General features: G+C 71.6%; 16 protein-coding genes. 12 read left to right on the top strand and 4 right to left on the bottom strand.

What is annotated here, in order from left to right; all coding sequences use genetic code 11:
• Nucleotides 1–103: 103 nt before the first annotated feature.
• On the bottom strand, nucleotides 104–676 hold the full coding sequence (locus AC2RP6_RS20850; protein WP_486447566.1) for a hypothetical protein: 573 nt from the start codon (nucleotides 674–676) through the stop codon (nucleotides 104–106).
• A gap of 109 nt (nucleotides 677–785) precedes the next feature.
• The gene (locus tag AC2RP6_RS20845) at nucleotides 786–1544 is read right to left on the bottom strand and encodes a bifunctional DNA primase/polymerase (protein ID WP_486447565.1); all 759 of its coding nucleotides are present in this window, start codon (nucleotides 1542–1544) and stop codon (nucleotides 786–788) included.
• 396 nt (nucleotides 1545–1940) lie between these two features.
• On the opposite strand from AC2RP6_RS20845, the gene AC2RP6_RS20840 reads away from it, so the two are divergent.
• Together AC2RP6_RS20840 and AC2RP6_RS20835 are read left to right on the top strand one after the other, a co-directional pair.
• Nucleotides 1941–3491, top strand: a complete 1551-nt coding sequence (locus AC2RP6_RS20840) for a PP2C family protein-serine/threonine phosphatase (RefSeq protein WP_486447564.1) — start codon at nucleotides 1941–1943, stop codon at nucleotides 3489–3491.
• A gap of 116 nt (nucleotides 3492–3607) precedes the next feature.
• Nucleotides 3608–5074 (top strand): aminopeptidase P family protein, encoded by a 1467-nt coding sequence (locus tag AC2RP6_RS20835; RefSeq protein WP_486447563.1) that lies wholly within the window; start codon nucleotides 3608–3610, stop codon nucleotides 5072–5074.
• 81 nt (nucleotides 5075–5155) lie between these two features.
• On the opposite strand, the gene AC2RP6_RS20830 is transcribed toward AC2RP6_RS20835, so the two are convergent.
• Entirely contained in the window at nucleotides 5156–5599 is a 444-nt protein-coding gene (locus tag AC2RP6_RS20830) for an ATP-binding protein (protein WP_486447562.1), read from the bottom strand.
• 234 nt (nucleotides 5600–5833) lie between these two features.
• Between AC2RP6_RS20830 and AC2RP6_RS20825 the strand changes: the two genes are divergently transcribed.
• The 9 genes from AC2RP6_RS20825 (at nucleotide 5834) to AC2RP6_RS20785 (ending at nucleotide 15560) form a co-directional block, all read left to right on the top strand.
• Entirely contained in the window at nucleotides 5834–6658 is an 825-nt protein-coding gene (locus tag AC2RP6_RS20825; RefSeq protein ID WP_486447561.1) for a hypothetical protein, read from the top strand.
• Between the two features lie 112 nt (nucleotides 6659–6770).
• A complete protein-coding gene (locus AC2RP6_RS20820; protein ID WP_486447560.1) occupies nucleotides 6771–7496 on the top strand; it encodes a YcnI family copper-binding membrane protein in 726 nt (241 codons plus the stop codon).
• Between the two features lie 76 nt (nucleotides 7497–7572).
• Entirely contained in the window at nucleotides 7573–8229 is a 657-nt protein-coding gene (locus AC2RP6_RS20815; RefSeq protein WP_486447559.1) for an SCO family protein, read from the top strand.
• Entirely contained in the window at nucleotides 8226–8705 is a 480-nt protein-coding gene (locus AC2RP6_RS20810; protein WP_486447558.1) for a copper chaperone PCu(A)C, read from the top strand. Before AC2RP6_RS20815 ends, AC2RP6_RS20810 begins: the two co-directional genes overlap by 4 nt.
• Before the next feature lie 21 nt (nucleotides 8706–8726).
• Complete coding sequence (locus AC2RP6_RS20805) at nucleotides 8727–10688, top strand: copper resistance CopC/CopD family protein (RefSeq protein ID WP_486447557.1); 1962 nt, start codon at nucleotides 8727–8729, stop codon at nucleotides 10686–10688.
• Entirely contained in the window at nucleotides 10613–11971 is a 1359-nt protein-coding gene (efeB, locus tag AC2RP6_RS20800) for an iron uptake transporter deferrochelatase/peroxidase subunit (protein ID WP_486447556.1), read from the top strand. Before AC2RP6_RS20805 ends, efeB begins: the two co-directional genes overlap by 76 nt.
• Nucleotides 11972–12013: 42 nt before the next feature.
• Nucleotides 12014–12949 (top strand): prephenate dehydratase, encoded by a 936-nt coding sequence (gene pheA, locus AC2RP6_RS20795; RefSeq protein ID WP_486447555.1) that lies wholly within the window; start codon nucleotides 12014–12016, stop codon nucleotides 12947–12949.
• 524 nt (nucleotides 12950–13473) lie between these two features.
• Nucleotides 13474–14751 carry a serine--tRNA ligase gene (gene serS, locus AC2RP6_RS20790; RefSeq protein ID WP_486447554.1) on the top strand — a complete coding sequence of 426 codons (1278 nt, stop codon included), beginning with the start codon at nucleotides 13474–13476 and terminating at the stop codon, nucleotides 14749–14751.
• Entirely contained in the window at nucleotides 14748–15560 is an 813-nt protein-coding gene (locus AC2RP6_RS20785) for an HAD family hydrolase (RefSeq protein WP_486447553.1), read from the top strand. The genes serS and AC2RP6_RS20785 overlap by 4 nt, the downstream gene beginning before the upstream one ends.
• Before the next feature lie 212 nt (nucleotides 15561–15772).
• Here AC2RP6_RS20785 and AC2RP6_RS20780 read toward each other — a convergent pair whose 3' ends face one another.
• Nucleotides 15773–16201 carry a hypothetical protein gene (locus tag AC2RP6_RS20780; RefSeq protein WP_486447552.1) on the bottom strand — a complete coding sequence of 143 codons (429 nt, stop codon included), beginning with the start codon at nucleotides 16199–16201 and terminating at the stop codon, nucleotides 15773–15775.
• A gap of 101 nt (nucleotides 16202–16302) precedes the next feature.
• Here AC2RP6_RS20780 and AC2RP6_RS20775 point away from each other — a divergent pair, with 101 nt between their 5' ends.
• On the top strand, nucleotides 16303–17292 hold the full coding sequence (locus AC2RP6_RS20775) for a sensor histidine kinase (protein WP_486447551.1): 990 nt from the start codon (nucleotides 16303–16305) through the stop codon (nucleotides 17290–17292).
• Nucleotides 17293–17300: the final 8 nt, after the last annotated feature.

Below are 17300 nucleotides of genomic sequence, written 5' to 3'. Positions count from 1 at the left end.
AGATCGAATTTGCGTACAGGCGATCTCTTGTTACCGTTCTTGTAGCCCGGTCGCTGGTGCATCCCCCGTCGCCAGCGACCGGGCCCTTGTTTTTAGGCGGTACTCAACCGTCGCCCGGTGCCGGTGAGTTGCTTCCGGACCGCAAGAGCAGCTGTCCTTCATCATCCGGAACTGCAAACTCCGCAACTGCGGAGTAGCTCTCCGGCTCCCCGGCCGAGTTCTCTTTGGGCGTCTCGCACAAACCGGGTTCGTCACCGGCACCGACCGCGCACGCGATCTGCACCGTGCGCCCCGCAGGCCCCATCACCGTCAGCACGGCATCCAGCGCGCGACCACTCGTGTTCCGGTAGTAACTCCTGCCCCACGTCCGGCCTTCGGCCACCACCACGCACGTCTGCGCCTCCACTCCGTGGGGCGAGGACAACTCGGGGCCGCAACGGGAATCCGTTCGGGGCTGCTCCGCCGGGCCGGACGGATCGGTCGCGGCGGGCGCCGCCGGGCGGGCTCCCGACTCCGGGGCCGTACGAGAGGGCTGCGAAAAGCCGAGGGTCCTGAACAGGCCGCCCCCCTTTCCGTCGTCCTGACCGGCAAAATCCGGCCCGGCCATCGCGCCGGCGAGCGGGAGCGACAAGATGATCAGCACACCGGCGCCGATACCGATCAGGCGGAGATTCATTCGCCGAAGATAGCGACGCGGGAAAGGGGCGCGGAGATCCCCGCGCCCAATTCCCTTGGAAACCGGTCCCGCTGGCACCCGTACGAGTGATCCGGAGGGCCGTCGCAGGTCAGTACGCGAGCCGGCTGCCGCCGCCCGGCGCCCCGCTGCTCGCCTCCACCAACGCGTCCACGACCGCCTCGACGTCGGGCAGCCAGAGCCGTGCGCCCGCGGTCTGCGACGCCCGCGTGCCGGGGGACTTCGGATCCACCCGCCGAGGGGGCATCGGACGCGGCTCGCGCTCCCAGCGCACCTGGCCGCCGCTGGACGCGGCGGACGGAGGCAGCAGCAGGTAGCCGCCCTCGCCGTGGAACCGCAGCGAGGAGGGCACGTGGTCCTTCGCGTACAGGAGTTCCCCGAGCCGCTCCAGCGAGTACGGCGCGACGAGCAGCGCCCACCGGGTCGGCGTCGCGACGACCGGACCGAGGCGCATGCCCTGGGCGTCGAGTCGTACGAGGGCCCGCGCGGCCGGGGCGGCCGGGAGGCTCACCGCGCACGGAGCCGACCCGCCGGTCGCCATCAGCAGGGGCGCGGTGGGCCGGTTGGTCCACCACCAGGCCACCATGCGGGGGTCGGTGGAGGCGGCCAGCAGGCCCGGGTCGAAGGGATGGGCGCCGGGGACGGCGCAGTCGGGATCGGGACAGGCACAGCGCGCGCCGTCCGTACCGGACCGGCCGACGCCGGGCAGCACGGGCCACTGGTAGGCGGTGGCGCAGGTGAGCGCCGCTTCGAGGGGGGAGGGAGTGCCGCCGCTCTGTACCCGGTCGGGGCGTAGGGACTGAAAGCGATCGCGGAGCCGCTGGAGACGCCTTCCGAGGATCTCGCGCATGTGCGCTCGTTCCTTTCCGTTGAACGCCGAGGGCCACATCACACCATGCAACCGGAGACTCACCACACGTACAGGGTTTCGCGTCACTGTCCGCCGGAAGCAGGTCCACACGGTTCGTGCAGTTCTTACGGGTCCATCAAACGTCCGGCGGGGATGGAGCGCGACCCGCGCCGACTGCCGAGACCGACTGCCGCCGCTTAGGACGACGACCCGCGACCGAGTGGTTCCCGGTACGCCAACTGACCTCGGCCCACACCGAGTACGTACCCGACCCCCCTGCGGAGCTCGTCCAGTCGACCTCAAAAACCGACTGCTTCCAGCTTTTTCCGGCCAAGTTCTAGCCTTGGCCCGACGGTGAGTTGCCGCCTCACGGACACCAGGATTCCCACCTGGGCAATGCTGGACATGCATCCATGTGTGCGTGTAGATGTGGATTCCTTGATGGCGGCGCAGCACGATCTGGGGGTTTGCGATGCTATTTGGCGAATCGCACCAGGTGGAAAGGCGGATGCCATGAGCGCCCCGCATCTGCCGAAAGTGGCTGGAATCGATCCAGCAGTCACGGCGTCGCCGCACACTGCGGCGCCCCCGCCCGCCCGGACCACCCCGGCTCCGGCTCCGCCGCCGGCCGCGGGCAGCCTCATCCAGGACCGCCTGGCGGGCATGGTCTCGGACCTCACCACCCTGCACGAACTCACCGAACGCCTCGCCCGCGCCGGTGACCTCGACACCTCCCTCCACGAGTTCCTGCGCGCCGGAGCCTCCCTCGTCGGCGCCCGCCGCGGCCTGATCGTCCTGGAACCGTCCGACGGGCTCGGTCCCACCACCACCATCGGCCTCGGCCTCGGCCACGCCGAACTGGGGCACATCGAGACCGTGCCGCGCAGCGCGACCTCCTACGGGCGGATCCTCGACGGACTCCCCGACGCCCAGGGCGGCTCCGAATTCCTCCCCGAACCGGACGCGCCCCCCGGCACCGGCGGGTTCGCCGCGCCGGTGGACCCCCGTCACCGCGAGGTCGCCGCGCGTCTGGGGTACGCCGCCAGCTACGCGCTCCCGCTGACCGCCGAGGCCACCGGGCGGCTCGGCGCCGCCGTATGGCTCTACGACGAGCAGGCCGAACCGAACGACCGCCAGCGCGACCTGGCCGGACTGTACGTACGGCACGCCGCCGAGCACCTGGCCCGGATGCTCGAGGTGGAACGATCCCGCACCCGCCTGGCCACCGTCGCGGAGGAACTGCTGCCCAGCCGGCTCCCCCGGATCCCCGGGGTGCAGCTCGCCGCCCGCCACCACACGGGACCGCGCGGCGGAGGCGACTGGTACGACGCGCTGGCGCTGCCCGAGGGCACCCTGGGACTGGCCGTCGGCTCCGTCACCGGGTCCGGCCCGAGCGCCGTCGCAGCCATGGGACGGCTGCGCGCCTCCCTGCGCGCCTACGCCGTCATGGAGGGCGAGGACCCCGTCGCCGTCCTGTCCGACCTGGAACTGCTGCTGCGGCTGACCGAGCCGGCCCGTTCGGCCACGGCGCTCTTCGCCTACTGCGAGCCCGCCGGGGGACCTCAGGGCGACGGGAGCAGCAAGATCATCATGGCCGGGGCCGGACACACCCCGCCCCTCCTCGTCGGCGAGCACCGCACCGAGTACGTGGAGACCTCGCTCTCGGCCCCCCTGGGCATGCTGTCCTGCTGGGAGGCGCCGAGCATGGAGATCGAACCCGCGCCCGGAGAAACGGTGCTGCTCTACACCGACGGGCTGCTGCGCCACACCGGCGACCCGATGGACCGCGCGTACGCGCGGCTGTACGCGGCGGCCGCCGGGGCGCCCCGCGCCGCCCGCGAGGATCCGGCGGTCCTGTGCGACCACGTCCTGCGGACCGTGCTGCCGGACGGGGGACCGACCGACGCCCCCGAGGACATCGTGCTGCTGGCAGCCCGTTTCGAGTGATCGCCGGGGGCCCGGACCGTGACAACCCGCATGATCCGGACCACGGCTTCCCCGCACACGCATACGATGGATGAGGTCCCCACCCAGGTCCGTACCGTCGTAGCTGAGGAGAAGACGTGGCTGACGAGCTCACCCCGGAGACCCCGGAAGAAGAGCAGCCCAAGAAGACGCACAAGCAGCGCAAGAACGGTCTGTACCCGGGCGTCAGCGACGAACTCGCCGAGAACATGCGCACCGGCTGGGCGGACACCGAGCTGCACGGCCTGGAGCCGATCGCGCAGGCCGCGCACACCGCCGCCCGGCGCGCCGCGCTGTCCGAGCGCTTCCCCGGAGAGCGCCTCGTCGTCCCCGCGGGCCGTCTGAAGACCCGCTCGAACGACACCGAGTACCCCTTCCGCGCCTCGACCGAGTACGCGTACCTGACCGGCGACCAGACCGAGAACGGCGTGCTGGTCCTGGAGCCGGCCGGTCCGGCCGGGCACACCGCGACCATCTACCTGCTGCCGCGCTCCGACCGTGAGAACGGCGAGTTCTGGCTGTCCGGCCAGGGCGAGCTGTGGGTCGGCCGCCGGCACTCCCTCGCCGAGGCCGAGCAGCTCCTGGGCCTTCCCGCCAAGGACGTCCGCGAACTGGCCGAGGCCCTCGCCGAGGCAGAGGGCCCGGTGCGGGCCGTGCGCGGCCACGACTCGGTCATCGAGTCGGCCCTCACCGACAAGGTGACCAAGGAGCGCGACGAAGAACTGCGCGTCTACCTCTCCGAGGCCCGCGCCGTGAAGGACGACTTCGAGATCGGCGAGCTGCAGAAGGCCGTCGACTCCACCGTCCGCGGTTTCGAGGACGTCGTGAAGGTCCTCGACAAGGCCGAGGCCACGTCCGAGCGCTACATCGAGGGCACCTTCTTCCTGCGCGCCCGCGTCGAGGGCAACGACATCGGCTACGGCTCGATCTGCGCCGCCGGCTCGCACGCCTGCACCCTGCACTGGGTCCGCAACGACGGTGACGTCCGCTCCGGGGACCTGCTGCTGCTCGACGCCGGCGTGGAGACCCACTCCCTGTACACCGCCGACGTCACGCGCACGCTGCCGATCAACGGTGCGTTCACCGACATCCAGCGCAAGATCTACGACGCGGTCTACGCGTCGCAGGAAGCCGGCATCGCCGCGGTGAAGCCGGGCGCGAAGTTCCGCGACTTCCACGACGCCTCCCAGCGCGTGCTGGCGGAGAAGCTCGTCGAATGGGGCCTGCTGGAGGGCCCGGTCGAGCGCGTCCTGGAGCTCGGCCTGCAGCGCCGCTGGACCCTGCACGGCACCGGCCACATGCTCGGCATGGACGTCCACGACTGCGCCGCCGCGCGCACCGAGGCGTACGTGGAGGGCACGCTGGAGCCGGGCATGTGCCTCACCGTCGAGCCGGGTCTCTACTTCCAGGCCGACGACCTGACGGTCCCCGAGGAGTACCGGGGCATCGGCGTCAGGATCGAGGACGACATCCTCGTCACCGAGGACGGCAACCGGAACCTGTCGGCCGGTCTGCCCCGCTCCTCGACCGATGTCGAGGCCTGGATGGCGCGCCTGAAGGGCTGACGACCGCGGGCGGGCGTCCTCGCCGCGGCCGCAGCGTGTTCGGTGGGCGGGATCCCGGAACGGGTCCCGCCCACCGACGTGTCAGGACACCTCCAGCAGCGCGTCGTCGCGCCACTTCAGCACCTTGTCGAAGCTCACCACGGCGCCGCGGCCCGGCCGGTTGCGGAACCGGACGTGGTCGGAGAGCTCGGCGATCAGGTGCAGGCCCCGGCCGTGCTCGGCCAGGGCGGGTCTGCGGCGGGCCACCGTGGCGGGCGGGAACCCCGGACCCGAATCGGTCACCTCGATGCGGCAGCAGTCCCCGTCCAGATAGGCCGTGACGTGATACGCCCCGGTCTCGTCCGTGAGGCCGCCGCCCCCGCCGTGCTCCACCGCGTTCGCGCAGGCCTCGCTCAGCGCCACCGAGAGATCGAAGGAGATGTCCGGGTCCACCCCCGCGGTCTCCATCGTCCCCAGCAGCAGTCGCCTGGCGAGCGACACGCTCGCGGCTTCGCGCCTCAAGTGGACAGACCACCAGATGCTCATACGGATACCTATTGCCGCCCACGAGGGCCCGTAAGCGCCCTTGGGCCGTACGGGACCCCGGAGTCCCCGTACGGCGGATGCGGCTCGCCCGGCGGGCGGTGTACGCCGTGTCGTGCGGCCCGGGTGGGCGGCCGGATGCGGACCTGTCGGTACCGCCTTCGCAGAGCGGGTCCATGCGGACCTTCCGGACCTGCCGTATGGAGGGCATCGGCGCAGTGCGATGATGACCCGGCCATGTCTGACCCCCACGCGACGCACGCCGGAGCCGGCCTCCGGCTGATCCGGGCCGCGGTGTTCACCGCGGTCTGTGTCGTGCTGTCCGCGGCCGGGCACGCCCTGGCGTCCTGCGCCACCGTGCCGTGGTGGTCCCTGGGCATCGGATTCCTCGTCGTCTTCGCCGTCGCGGCCCCGCTCGCGGGGCGCCGCCGGACGCTGCCCGGCCTCGCCGCCGGGCTCGCCGCGGGGCAGCTCTCCCTGCACGTGCTCTTCGGCCTCGGCCAGCACGGCGCCGCGGCCGAACAGACCGCCGACGGCGCAACCGACGCCTCGCTCGCGGAACTCGCCGCCCGGCTGGTGTGCGGGGGCAATTCCATCCCGCCGAGCCCGGCCGACGCCCGCCGGATCCTGGAGGCCGCGGGCCTGGACCCGGCCGCCCTGGCCGCACAGACCGGGCAGGTCGCGGAGCAGGGCCACGGGGTGCACGCGCATGCGGCGCAGGCCGTCACTGCCGCACCCGGGAACGGCCTGTTCAGCCCGGCCATGATGCTCGGGCACCTGCTGGCCGCCCTCGTCGCGGGCTGGCTGCTCGGCCGGGGCGACGCCGCGCTCTTCCGACTCGTCGAGCTGTCCCGGCTCACCACCGGGGCGGCCCCGGTACGCCCGCTGCGCGCCGCGCTGGCCTTCGTCCGGGCCCTCGGCGCCGGACTCGGCGCCCCGGACCGCACCCCGCGGACCGGTCGCCGGGCCGAAGCCGGACCCACGGCCTCCACCGGCCGGGAAGCACTGCAGCACACGGTCGTCCGCCGCGGACCGCCCGTCGCGTTCACCCTCGCAGCCTGACGCGGCACCCACCTCCCCCGGGACACACACCGGGAGCACCGGTGCCGCGCAACTCCGCGCGCGCCCGCGTGCGGAGCAACCGTCACCCCTGCTTCCGTGGAGTGTTCCTGCCATGAAGACCTCTCGCGTCTCCTTCGCCGCCGCCCTCGCCGCCGGCTCCGTCCTCGTCCTCTCCGGCACCGCCTTCGCACACGTCGGCGTACAGCCGGTCGGCGAAGCCGCCAAGGGCGGGTACGCGACGCTCAACTTCAAGGTCCCCAACGAGCGCGACAACGCCTCGACCACTCAGCTCGAGGTCAACTTCCCCGTCGACCAGCCCCTCACCTCCGTCATGCCGCAGGACGTCCCCGGCTGGACCGTGAACGTCGAGAAGACCAAGCTCGACAAGCCGCTGACCGTGCACGGCAAGCAGGTGGCCGAGGTCGTCACCAAGGTGACCTGGTCCGGCGGGAAGATCGGGCCCGGCATGTTCCAGCAGTTCCCGGTGTCCGTGGGCAAGCTCCCCGAGAACGCCGACCGGATGGTCTTCAAGGCGATCCAGACCTACGACAACAACGAGGTCGTGCGCTGGATCGAGGAGCCGAAGGAGGGCGCCGCGGAGCCGCAGACCCCGGCACCCGTGCTCAAGCTGACCGCCGCGAAGGCCGACGACCACCACGCCGACGCCAAGACCGACGAGGCGAAGAACGCCGGGGAGGAGGCGGGCCACGGCCACGACGAGGCCGCTTCCGACCACGACGCCTCCGACACGACGGCGCGCGCCCTCGGTATCGCCGGCATCGTCGTCGGACTCGGCGGTGTCGCCTTCGGCGTGGCCTCGCGCCGCCGCTCCGCCTGACGGGCCACGCCCTCGGGCGCCGTCGCTCCGTACCTCTTCCGCATCACCACATCCCCGATCACAGGGACATCCCTCCATGCGCACCACTCGTGTGACGGCCGCCGCGCTCCTCGCCGCGGCCGTCCTCACCCTGACCGCCTGCGGCGGCTCCGAGCCCGCCAAGAGCAGCGGGGTCACCCAGATCGCGGGCGGCCAGAGCGGCGACAAGGCCGCCACCGTCCTGGACCGCCCCTTCAACAAGCCGGAACTCGTCCTGACGGACACCAGCGGCAAGCCGTGGAACCTCCGCGAGCAGACCAAGGGCAAGCCGACGCTCATCTACTTCGGCTACACCAACTGCCCCGACGTGTGCCCGCTGACGATGAGCAACATCGCGGTCGCCAAGAAGAGCCTCTCCAAGGAGGACCAGGACAACCTGCGGGTCGTCTTCGTCACCACCGACCCCGAGCGGGACACTCCGGAGTCCCTCGGCGCGTGGCTCAAGGCCCAGGACCCGTCCTTCACCGGACTCACCGGCGACTTCGCGACCATCCAGGCCGCCGCCCGGACCCTCGGCATCGGCATCGATCCCGCCAAGAAGGAGGCCGACGGAAGCGTCGTCTCCATGCACGGCGCGCAGGTCATCGCGTTCTCGCCCAAGACCGATGAGGGCTACGTCCTCTACGGCGAGGGCACGACCGTCGACGACTACGCCAAGGACCTGCCGAAGCTCATCAAGGGGGAGAACCCGTGACCGCCCGCACCACCCGCATCCTCGCCGCCGCCCTCTCCCTGACGGCAGCCCTCGCCCTGTCCGGCTGCTCCGGCGAGAGCGAGCCGAAGATGACCGTCAGCGGCGCCTTCATGCCGCAGCCGGTCAACGACAAGATGGCCGGCGGCTTCATGGTCATCGAGAACGGCTCCGGCACCGCCGACAAGCTCACCGGTGCCACCTCGCCGCTCTCCGACGATCTCCAGATACACGAGACCAAGGACCAGAAGATGCAGCAGGTCCAGTCGATGGACGTGCCGGCCAACGGCGAGCTCCGGCTGGAGCGCGGCGGCAACCACATCATGTTCATGGGGCTGAAGAACACCCCCGAGGTCGGTGACAAGGTCACCGTCGAGCTCCGCTTCGAGAAGGCCGGCTCCGTCAAGGTCGAGCTGGACGTGAAGGACCGCACGTACAACGCGCAGGCTCCGACATCCACGGCCCACAGCGGCCACTGACGGACCGAGGACTGACACGCCATGACGGCCACCGCCCCCTCTCCGGCCCGCGCCCGAGCCACGGCACTGCTGCCCCGGCTCGCGCTGGTCCTCGCAGCCCTGCTGGCGACCCTGTTCACCGCGGCCTCCCCGGCCACGGCACACGCCGCACTCACCGCGAGCGACCCGACGGACGGGGCGGTGGTCGCCACGGCCCCCGCCCAGGTCACCCTCTCCTTCTCGGAGCAGGTCGCCATGGGCGACGACTCGATCCGCGTCCTCGACCCCCAGGGCCGGCGGGTGGACACGGGTGAGCTCCGCGACATGTGCAGCGGCAGCACCGTTCGCTACGGCACCGCCCTGCACTCCGGCCTGCCCAACGGCACCTACACCGTCGCCTGGCAGGCCGTCTCGGCCGACAGCCACCCGATCTCCGGCGCGTTCACCTTCTCCATCGGAGCGCCTTCGGCCACCGAGGTCTCCCTCCCCACCACGACGGCGGGCGGCGGGCCGGTCGGGATCGCCTACGGCATCGCCCGCTACGCCGCCTACGCAGGCTTCACCGTTCTGGTGGGCGGCGCGGCCTTCATCCTGCTGTGCTGGCGCCGTGGCGCATCCGAGCGTCCGCTCCAGAAGCTCGTCGTGCGGGCGTGGGTCACCCTGACCGCCGCCACCCTGGCGATGCTGGTGCTCCGGACTCCCTACACCGGGTCCGGCCGGTTCGCCGACGCCTTCGACCTGGACGGGCTGCGGGCGGTACTGGAGACCAAGACGGGCGCGTCGCTGGTGTCCCGCCTGCTCCTGCTGGGTGCGGCCGCCCTCTTCGTCGCGGTCCTCTTCGGCGTGTACGCACGCCGCCTGCAGGACACCGACGGCGAGGCGGAGGACAGGGACACGAGCGACCTCACCTTCGGCCTGGCCATCGGCGGCACGGTGGTCGCCTGCGGCATCGCGGCCACCTGGGCCCTCTCCGAGCACGCCTCCACCGGGATCCAGCCCGGTCTCGCGATGCCGGCGGACATCCTGCACATGCTGGCCGTCGCCACGTGGCTCGGCGGGCTCTCCGCACTACTGGTCGCACTGCACAAGGTCCCCGGGATCGAGCGCTCGGCGGTGCGGCGCTTCTCCCGGGTCGCCTTCGTCAGCGTGGTGGTCCTGGCCGTCACCGGCGTCTACCAGACCTGGCGTCAGACCGGCAGCTGGTCCGCCCTCACCGACACCGACTACGGACGGCTGCTCCTCTTCAAAATCGCCCTGGTCGCCGTTCTCGTCGCCGTCGCCTCCATGTCGCGGAGGTGGACCGCCCGGCTCGCCGAAACTCCCGCCGCGGCACTCGAAGGTCCCGACACCGGGGTGGGCGCGAAGGCGGCCGCAGCCGACGATGTTTCACGTGAAACATCGCCCGCGGCCACCACCACCATCCCTGCGAACCCGGAGCGGGCCGCCCAGCTCGCCCGGCAGCGCGCCGCTCTGGAGAGCGCTCGTGAGAAGCGCGTACGGGACGCGGACCCGGACCGCGCGGGCCTGCGGCGCTCGGTCCTCGCCGAGGCGGCGATCGCCGTGGTCCTGCTCGTGGTGACCACCGTCCTCACCAGCACCGAGCCGGGGCGCACCGTCGAACAGGAGGGGGCTCGGGGCTCCAGCGCCACCGCCGTCCCCGACCGGGCTGTGAAGATCACCCTGCCGTTCGACACCGGCGGCCAGAACGGCAGGGGATCGGTGCGGCTGGAGCTCGATCCGGGCCGGGTCGGCGCCAACACCCTGCACCTGTGGGCGGACAACGGCGACGGACAGCCCTTCGACCTCCCCGAGATCAAGGTCTCCTTCACCCTGCCGGCCAAGGACATCGGTCCTCTGCCGGTCGTGCCCGACCGGGCCGCCCCCGGGCACTGGACCGCATCCGGGGTCCAGCTGCCGCTCGCCGGCGAATGGCGCATCGACGTGACCGTCCGTTCGTCCGACATCGACCAGACCACCGTCCAGAAGACCGTGAAGATCGGCTGACCAGCGTGACCGAGAGCAACCCCGACATCGAGATCTCCCGGCGCCGGCTGCTGGGCACCGTCGGCGCCGCGGGCGCCGCCGGCCTGGCTCTCGGCGGCGCGAGCGGCGCCCTGGCCCACTCCGCGCTCGCCGGCTCCGCAAGCGGCTCCGCCGCCGGCGCGGCAGGGAGCCTCTCCTCCCTCGGAGCCACCCAGGTGCAGTTCCACGGGGACCACCAGGCCGGCATCACCACGCCCCTGCAGGCCAAGGGGCACGTCGTCGCCTTCGATCTGGCCGCCGGAGCGGGCCGCACCGAGGCCGCCGCGCTACTGCGGCGCTGGTCCGACACCGCTCGGCGGCTGATGGCGGGCGAGACCGCACCGACCGCCGACAGCGGCATCGCCCTCGATGCCGGGCCGTCCTCCCTCACCGTCACCTTCGGCTTCGGCCACTCCTTCTTCGAGCGCACGGGCCTCAGTGCCCGTCGGCCCGTCGCCCTGGACCCGCTGCCGGACTTCTCCTCCGACCGGCTCGACGCCCAGCGCAGCAACGGCGACCTCTGGGTCCAGATCGGCGCCAACGACGGACTCGTCGCCTTCCACGCCCTGCGCGCGCTGCAGAAGGACGCCGGGGACGCCGCGCGCGTGCGCTGGCAGATGAACGGCTTCAACCGGTCCCCGGGCGCGACCGGCACTCCGATGACGGCCCGCAACCTCATGGGCCAAGTCGACGGCACCGGCAACCCCAAGCCCTCCGAGCCCGACTTCGACCAGCGGATCTTCGTACCCGCCGCCGGCCCGGGGCCCGCGGAGCACGCCTGGATGGGCGGTGGCTCGTACGCCGTGGTGCGGCGCATCCGGATGCTGCTCGACGACTGGGACAAGCAGTCCCTCGCGCAGCAGGAGCAAGTCATCGGCCGGACCAAGGCCACCGGTGCCCCGCTGACGGGTGGCGGGGAGACCACCGAGATGGCGCTCGACAAGATCGGCGCCGATGGCAAGCCCGTCATCCCGTCCAACGCGCACGCCCGTATCTCCGCCCCCGAACAGAACGGCGGGGCCGCCATGCTGCGGCGCCCCTTCTCCTTCCACGACGGGATCGGACCCGACGGCGCCCCCGACGCCGGGCTGCTGTTCATCTGCTGGCAGGCCGACCCGCTACGAGGATTCGTGCCCGTCCAGCGCAAGCTCGACCGCGGCGACGCGCTGTCGGCGTTCATCCGCCACGAGTCCAGCGGCCTGTACGCGGTTCCGCCCGGCCCGCGCAGCGGCGAGTACGTGGGGCAGCGGCTGCTCGAAGGGTGAACAGCACCGCGGTGGCCGGCACCCCGGCATTAGGCTGATCGCATGTCAGCCACCCGCTTCACGTATCTCGGTCCCGAGGGCACCTTCACGGAGGCCGCCCTGCGCACCCTGCCGGAAGCCGCGACCCGGGAACTCGTCCCGATGGTGTCGGTCCCGGCCGCCCTGGACGCCGTACGGGGTGGCGAGGCCGCGGCCGCGCTGGTCCCGATCGAGAACTCGGTGGAGGGCGGCGTCACGGCCACCCTCGACGAGCTGGCCTCGGGCGAACCGCTGATGATCTACCGCGAGGTGTTGCTGCCCATCGCGTTCGCCCTGCTCGTACGGCCGGGGACCGCCCTGTCCGACGTGAAGACCGTGACCGGGCACCCCGTCGCGCAGCCCCAGGTACGCAACTGGCTGCGGGCGAACCTGCCCGACGCGGTGTGGGAGTCGGCGGCGTCCAACGCCGACGGCGCCCGGCTGGTGCAGGAGGGACGCTTCGACGCAGCCTTCGCGGGCGAGTTCGCGGCCGCCACCTACGGCCTCGTCCCCCTGGTCACAGAGATCCACGACGCCGAGAACGCCGAGACCCGGTTCGTCCTGGTGGGACGTCCCGCGCGGCCGGCCGCACCGACGGGGGCGGACAAGACCTCCGTCGTGCTGTGGCTCGGCGAGGACCACCCCGGTGCACTGCTGGAGCTCCTCCAGGAGTTCGCGGTCCGCGGGGTGAACCTGATGCTGATCCAGTCCCGTCCGACCGGACAGGGCATCGGCAACTACTGCTTCGCCGTCGACGCGGAGGGCCACATCTCGGACCGTCGGGTCAGCGAGGCCCTCATGGGCCTCAAGCGGACCTGTCCGCAGGTCCGCTTCCTCGGCTCCTACCCGCGGGCCGGCGTCGCTCAGAGTGACGTCCGCTCTCCGCGGGCCGGGACCTCCGATGGCGACTTCACGGCTGCCTCCGACTGGCTGGCGCGCTGTCTCGACGGCCGGGCGTAGCGTCGTCCACTGTCCACAGAGTTATCCACAGGTGGAGATGGCTACCTGGGGACAAGTCGACAGAGCGGCACGACAAGGTCGACAAATCGGTCGGGGGACCAAGGTTTCGTGTGGGGAAGCGGTAGGTGAACGTCGTCACCACCGCATCACCGTTCAACTCTTTGGAGCGAGTCATTCCCACCCGAATGAGTGTGTGGGGGCGGTTTGAACCCTGATTCGCCTTGGCCGCCCACCGATCAGGAATGATCTATTCCTGTATCCACAGAGGCAGCACACAGCCTGTGGATAAGCTGCGGACGGTCACAATTCCTGTGGACAAGAACCGCCTCCGGCCCTGCTCAGAGCCCGCCCGAGACCCCGCATTGTGCCCCTTTTCGGGGAATGGGCCCGTTTTTATTGACAGCCGGAGAGGGGTCACTTCCGGTCAGCGATCAAGACTTATCCATTCGTTGCAATTAGGACATAGCGACACGCAGCGTGATATCGGTGTGATCCCAGGAAGCCCAGCCCGGTAGCCTGGAGGGGTGATTGACCTCCGGCTGCTCCGTGAAGACCCTGACCGTGTCCGCGCCTCGCAGCGCGCTCGTGGAGAGGACGTCGAACTCGTCGACGCCCTGCTCTCCGCGGACGAGCGCCGCAGGTCCTCTGGCATGCGCTTCGACGAACTGCGCAATGAGCAGAAGTCCCTCGGCAAGCTCATCCCCAAGGCCTCTCCGGAGGAGCGGGCGGAGCTGCTGAAGAAGGCCGAGCAGCTCAAGCAGGACGTCAAGGCCGCCGAGGCCGAGCAGAACGAGGCCGACGAAGCCGCCAAGCGCCTTCTGCTCCAGCTCGGAAACATCGTCCACGAGGACGTTCCGGTCGGCGGCGAAGAGGATTTCACCGTCCTGGAGACGCACGGCACCATCCGTGATTTCGCCGCCGAGGGCTTCGAGCCCAAGGACCACCTGGAACTCGGCGAGCTGCTGGGGGCCATCGACGTCGAGCGCGGCGCCAAGGTGTCGGGCTCGCGCTTCTACTACCTGACCGGTGTGGGCGCCCTGCTGGAGCTGGCACTGGTCAACGCCGCCATCGCCCAGGCCACCGAGGCCGGCTTCATCCCGATGCTGACCCCGGCGCTGGTCCGCCCGCGCGCCATGGAGGGCACCGGCTTCCTCGGCCAGGCCGCGGAGAACGTCTACCACCTCGAGAAGGACGACTACTACCTGGTCGGCACCTCCGAGGTCCCGCTCGCCGCGTACCACATGGACGAGATCATCGAGGGGGACCAGCTGCCGCTGCGGTACGCCGGCTTCTCCCCCTGCTTCCGCCGTGAGGCCGGTACGTACGGCAAGGACACCCGCGGCATCTTCCGCGTGCACCAGTTCGACAAGGTCGAGATGTTCTCGTACGTCGCGCCGGAGGAGGCGGAGGCCGAGCACCAGCGGCTCCTGGAGTGGGAGAAGCAGTGGCTGACCAGCCTGGAGCTGCCGTTCCAGGTGATCGACGTCGCCACCGGTGACCTGGGCGCCTCCGCCTCGCGCAAGTTCGACTGCGAGGCGTGGATCCCGACCCAGGGCAAGTACCGCGAGCTGACCTCCGCCTCGAACTGCGACAGCTTCCAGGCCCGCCGCCTGTCGATCCGCTACCGCGACGGCAAGAAGACCCAGCCGCTGTCCACGCTGAACGGCACCCTGTGCGCCGTCCCGCGCACGATCGTCGCGATCCTGGAGAACCACCAGCTGGCCGACGGTTCCGTACGGGTGCCCCAGGCGCTCCGTCCGTACCTCGGCGGCCGCGAGGTGCTGGAGCCGATCAACAAGTGAGCCCGGTCCCGTTCCCGTACAAGCTCGTCGCGACCGACCTCGACGGCACGCTGCTGCGTGGCGACGACACCGTCTCGGAACGCACCCGGGAGGCGCTCGCCGCGGCCACCGCGGCGGGCGCGGCCCACATCATCGTCACCGGCCGCGCCGTGCCGTGGACCCGTCACGTACTGGACGATCTCGGCTACAAGGGGATCGCCGTCTGCGGGCAGGGTGCCCAGGTCTATGACGCGGGTGCGCACCGGCTGCTGACCTCCGTGACGCTGGACCGGCAGCTGGCCGGGCTCGCGCTGTCGAAGCTGGAGGCGGAGGTCGGTCCACTGGCCCTGGCCGCCAGCCGGGACGGGGTCGACGGGGAGGTCCTGTTCGGGCCGGGCTACCAGGTGCAGGAGGGCCTTCCGGCCCTCTACCTGGAGGACACGGCCGCGGTGTGGACGGCTCCCCTCAACAAGCTCTACATCCAGCACCCGGAGCTGGACGACGACCAGCTCGTCAAGGCGGCCCGGGTGACCGTGGGCAGCCTGGTCGACGTGGTCATGGCCGGCCCCGGCATCGTCGAGATACTGCCGCTGGGCCTGACGAAGGCCACCGGCCTCTCGCTGGCCGCGCGCCGGCTCGGGGTGAAGGCTGCGGAGACGATCGCCTTCGGCGACATGCCGAACGACATCCCGATGTTCGGCTGGGCCGCTCACGGAGTCGCCATGGCGAATGCCCATCCGGAACTCAAGGCGGTGGCCGACGAGGTGACGACCTCCCACGAGGAGGACGGGATCGCGGTCGTGCTGGAGCGCCTGTTGGGCGCTGGCTAGTGGGTGTCTTGTCGATCAGGCCGGATCAGGTGGCAGGCGCCGCGAGCCCGGCCTGATCGGCACGACACCCCCCAGTACGCAGGACGTGAGAGAGGTCCGGGGCAGCCCGCGCCAGTAGGCGCGCTCGAAGTGGCTGCCCCGGACCTTTTGTTGCTCCCCGCATCACTCACTCTGCCCCGCCCCGAAGCCGCGTACCAGCGAATTTCCGCGCATCAGCCGTGAATCCGACGGCGCCTCCAGTAGGCGACGGTCAGCACGCCCAGCAGCGGCCCCCACAGCAGCAGGGGGGCGTAGGACAGGGTGAAAACGCACCGGGCGAGTCCGGTGGGCGCGTCGGGGTTCGCGGCGTTGACTTCGGCCCACGTCGCGGCACCGAGGCAGGTGATGCAGGTGAGCGCGAGCCCGCCCAGTGCTGCGGGGACCACCGCCATCAGCGGGTGAACGCGACGCCCGCCGAGCACGGGGATCCGGCGGGGCAGCTCTTGGCCCCAGCGCCGCACCAGACCGAGGCTCAACAGGCCCAGGCATTCCTGCAGGAGAGTGACGAGGACGAGCACCAGGGATTCCCGCCCCGGGTAGTACGAGTGGTGCAGATCGCTGCCGGGCCCCAGCCCATGGGGATGCCGACCGCGAGCCGCCACAGGCCATCCGCCGATCAGCAGGTCCGGTGGGCATCGCCGGGCCCGCGGGTCGGCCGAACGGGAGATGGCCGGGCGGCGGCCGGCGCTCGTAGGGTCGGCGCATGAGCGTCAACCTGCGTGCTGTGTGGGCCCCGTTACTGGCTTCGGCCGCGCTCGCCGGGATCGCCGGGACCCTCCTGGGGGTGCCCGCGACGTGGCTGCTGGTCTGGGCGGGCGTGCTGCTCCTGCTGCTCGCCGTGGTGGCCCGCTGGGCGCCGTTGCGTCCGGGGGCGGTCGCGGGTGTGCTCGGCGTGGTCGCGGTCTCGGTGTGGCCGGTGCCGCTGGTGTGGGAGAGCGGATCGTGGCTGGAGCGCTGCGGGGTGGCGGGCTTCTGGGCCGTCCCGGCGCTCGGGGCGGTACTGGCCGGCGGCTACCTGCGCCGCCAGGCGAATCGGATGGAGCGGGCCGTCCGGGATGCGCGGCGCGATCAGCAACTGGAACTGGCCCGGGACCTGCACGACTTCGTGGCGCACGACGTCAGCGCCATCGTGGTGCAGGCACAGGCCGCTCGGTTCGTGGCCGCGCAGGACCCCGGGCAGGCGGTCCGCGCGCTGGAGCGGATCGAGACGGCGGGGCTGAGCGCGCTGGCTTCCATGGACCGCACCGTGCACGCGCTGCAGGAGGCCGCGGCCGGGCCGACGGCTCCCGTTCCGGGGCTGGCCCGGCTGCCGGAGCTGGTGGAGCGGTTCGAGGGCGGGGCCCTGGACTCCGACCCCGTGGCCGTGGGGAAGCTGTCACGGGAGGCGGACACCACCGCGTACCGAGTGGCGGTCGAGGCGCTGACGAACGTACGCCGGCACGCCCCCGGGGCGACTGAGGTCCGGGTCTGCGTACGCCGGACCGACGTAGGCACCGAGCTGAGCGTGACCAACTCCGCGGCTCCGCGCGGCGGGGCCGGGCTGCTGCCCCGCCGCAGGCGGGGCGGTACCGGGCTGGCGGGTCTGCGCGCACGGGTGGAGGCGGCGGGTGGAACCCTGCGGGCGGAGGCGGACGGGTACGGGGGGTGGCGGGTTTGCGCCGTCTTCCCGGTGCGGGAGGACGCCCGCAGGTGATCATGTCG

The sequence above is a fragment of the Streptomyces sp. WAC03905 genome (assembly GCF_057371075.1).
Note: the sequence above shows the minus strand (reverse complement) of the source record. Positions and strands in the feature narration are given on the sequence as shown.